The following is a 3,286-nucleotide window of genomic DNA, read 5'->3' on the forward strand; positions in this document are numbered from 1 at the left end:
GTTGAAGGCCGGCCAATGCCAGTCTCGCCAATAGAAATCAAAGGAATCCACAACATAGCCGCGAAAGACCCGGTCAATCAGGTTGCCCATGGCGCCACCGAGGATAAGACTGTAAGCGATGGCTTCTCCTTTATGACGATTTTCAAGGATCAGCTTGATCAGAAAAATCGAGACCACTACCGCGATTCCGATAAAAAAGTAGCGCTGCCAGCCTCCACCATTCGCAAAAAGACTGAATGCGGCACCGGTGTTCCATAGGTGCACCCAGTTAAAGAACGGGGTCACCGAAACATACTCGCCATAGGCCATTGATTGCTGCACCAGCCACTTTACAGCCTGATCAGACGCTGCCAGCAGGCCCGATATGGACAATAGGGCATACGGCGAGAGCTTTTTGCCAATAATGAGCATTATTTAACCCTTCAACGCCAGAATGCGTCTGGCACCGTTAAGTACAATGACCCCCGCGATGGTGCCGATAATCAGATCCGGATAATTGGAACCGGTCCACACGACCAGGGCGCCGGCGGTGATGACCCCCAGGTTGATCACCACGTCGTTGGCCGAGAATATCCAGCTTGCCTTCATGTGCGCCCCGCCCTCCCGATGTTTGGATATGAGCAGCAGACAACTGGTATTGGCAATCAATGCGACGAATGCGATAGCCATCATCACCAGCGATTCAGGCTCACTACCGAATACAAAGCGCCTCACGACCTCTATGAGTACGCCCACAGCCAAGATCAGTTGCAGTACACCAGCAACATGCGCGGCACGTAGCTGCCTTTTCACGCTATGCCCAACCGCATAAAGAGCGAGTCCGTACACTGCCGCATCAGCAAAATTGTCCAGGGACTCTGCAATGAGGCCAGTTGACTGAGCCATCAGACCGGCAGTCATTTCCACCACGAACAGAAGTGCATTGATGCCGAGCAACCAGCGCAGGGTCCCGGATTCTTGCTTAGCAGAAGCTGCCGAAAACTCGGCGGCCTTGATGGTCTCCGGATTTGCAGCGACGGTTTCCTGAAGCGAGGCGCCTAGCCCCAAGGTCTTCAGTTTCGAGGTGACGGGCTCGACCTCGCCGTCATGCACGACCTTCAGCCGGCGGTTCGACAAGTCGAAGGACAGCGCCCGAATCTCCTCAAAGCCGTTCAGGGCTAGGCGAATCATTCGTTCTTCTGATGGACAGTCCATCTTCGGCACGGCATAAACACTGACCCATCTCCCTGGCGCCTCGGAGGAGGCCTGTATATCGGTATCCGCTGCGGAGTTGCATCACCGCCACAGGCGCCACCACAGGATTTGCTCATGATACGACTCCACTTGAACAATGTTGTGGTACCATTTAAAACTATAAAGCTACTATAAGGTCAATAGAGTAAAGAATCCTTTGGGGAGGAGGCTGATGCGCATTGGTCAGTTGGCGCAGTTGGTAGGGGTCGAAACACAGACGATCCGCTTCTATGAACAGCAGGGCTTGTTGCCGCCGCCTGATCGGCAGGACAACGGTTACCGTGTCTATACCGAGAAGCATGGTGAGGGGCTGGCCTTCATCCGTCGCTGCAGAATCCTGGGCCTGTCACTGGCTGAGATTCACGAACTACAGAGCTATCAGGACGACCCTCATCAGTCCTGTACCGCTGTCAACGCCTTGCTCGATGATCACATCTCTCATGTGCGGTCGCAGATAACCGCTCTGCAAGCGCTTGAGAAACAACTCGTTTCACTGAGAGCGAGTTGCAACGATGACCGGGAGGTTGAGGCGTGTGGGATTCTTGCTGGAATTAGCGAAGGAAACATGCACCAGCAGTAGGTGAAGCATCAACCAGATAATCCGATGAGATGCCGGTCTGTCTCACTCTCATGCAAAGGTAAGATCAACCATTTAATCCGCTTACCAATCGTTATTTGTCAGAGTCCTGGGACTTAAGCGGCGAACTCTTAGCTTGACCAAGAATAGGGCCGCAACACGCAGCGCGCCAAAACCTGTCACAGGCCCGAACCGATGCCCTGTTTCGATGCATCATTTGTAAACAAACTGCAATCTTTACCAAATAGACTTTCCATTGATTCTTCCAATACCCACAAGCAAACTGAAAGGAAAAAACCACTATGAGCAAGAAATATTTGGGCTTGGCTTTGGCGATTTCTGCAGCTTCCGCCGCACAGGCCGGAACTGTTACGACCAGCGGCAAAGACCTTGTGATCGATACCGACAGCGGTATCAAAGTGAAAGTGTCGGATAACTCTGCGTCTTTTCAGCTCGGCGGGCGCCTTCAATGGGATTACGACGCCACGCAGTCTGACGCCAACGGTGTTGACACTACCGATTTCGACGTGCGCCGGGCACGCCTCTACGCCAAGGGCCACTTTGGCGACTGGGCGTACAAAGCCCAGTTCAACGTGGCTGAGAGTGATGGCGCCAAAGGCGGGAACGCTGAGGACCTGTACATTCGCTACCTGGGATTTGGCTCAGCTGCAACCGTGACTATTGGTAAGCAGAAAGAGCCATTCGGCCTGGAACAATTAACGAGTTCAAAAGACATCTCGGCCCTTGAGCGATCCGCCATGACCGAGCGTTATACCCCCGGTCGCAGCGGCGGCATCCAGCTCAGTGGCAAAGGCAGCAACTGGACCTACGGTATCGGCTATTTCGAGGCAGACGGCGATGGCAGCGACGACTTCAATAACACGGCAGTAACCGCACGGGGCACGGTTGCACCCGTTCAAACGAATAATGCTGTTGTTCATCTTGGTGCGGGTTATACCACGCGTGATGCCGACACTCAGGCCAATGAGGTCGATACGTTTAATCTGGAATTGGCCGGCGCTTCCGGGCCCTTCCATGCCCAGGCCGAATATTTCGATTCCGAGGAAGGTCAGGTGGATGTTGATGGTTATTACGTACAGCTTGGTTGGGTTGTCACCGGCGAAAGCCGTCCTTACAAGGCTGGGGCGTTCAAGCGAGTGGAACCGTCATCGCCCAAAGGAGCCTGGGAAGTTATTGCCCGTTTTGAAGATGGCGACGGAAAATACAGTGATGTGGGGCTGGCCACAACTGACGGTAAGCAAACAACACTGGGCGTTAACTATTACGCCAACAAGAATGTTCGACTTGGAATGAGCTACATGGATGGCGAAGAAGCCAATGGCGCTAGCGGAGATGAAGTGCGTGCGAGGTTGCAATATGCATTTTGAACGCATGGGAGAGTGCTTGGTTGAGCTCACCACTTGATAGGGCACTGGTACGGGAAGCATTGTCCTGAATCCGTGAAGCCGGCGCCGA

The 3,286-nt window shown here is 53.7% G+C and carries 3 protein-coding genes and 1 pseudogene; 2 read left to right on the forward strand and 2 right to left on the reverse strand.

The window, feature by feature from the left end; genetic code table 11:
- Together lspA and B4967_RS07120 are read right to left on the reverse strand one after the other, a co-directional pair.
- A partial coding sequence (lspA, locus tag B4967_RS07115; protein WP_083024397.1) for a signal peptidase II occupies positions 1 to 411 on the reverse strand: 411 nt, incomplete at its 3' end.
- Between the two features lie 3 nt (positions 412 to 414).
- Positions 415 to 1,310: pseudogene (locus tag B4967_RS07120) on the reverse strand (cation efflux transmembrane domain-containing protein).
- Between the two features lie 95 nt (positions 1,311 to 1,405).
- On the opposite strand from B4967_RS07120, the gene cadR reads away from it, so the two are divergent.
- Together cadR and B4967_RS07130 are read left to right on the forward strand one after the other, a co-directional pair.
- Complete coding sequence (gene cadR / locus B4967_RS07125; protein WP_083024399.1) at positions 1,406 to 1,813, forward strand: Cd(II)/Pb(II)-responsive transcriptional regulator; 408 nt, start codon at positions 1,406 to 1,408, stop codon at positions 1,811 to 1,813.
- A gap of 299 nt (positions 1,814 to 2,112) precedes the next feature.
- Positions 2,113 to 3,198 (forward strand): OprO/OprP family phosphate-selective porin, encoded by a 1,086-nt coding sequence (locus B4967_RS07130; RefSeq protein ID WP_054641840.1) that lies wholly within the window; start codon positions 2,113 to 2,115, stop codon positions 3,196 to 3,198.
- Positions 3,199 to 3,286: the final 88 nt, after the last annotated feature.

The organism is Vreelandella lionensis (assembly GCF_002087295.1).
Lineage (GTDB): Bacteria > Pseudomonadota > Gammaproteobacteria > Pseudomonadales > Halomonadaceae > Vreelandella > Vreelandella lionensis.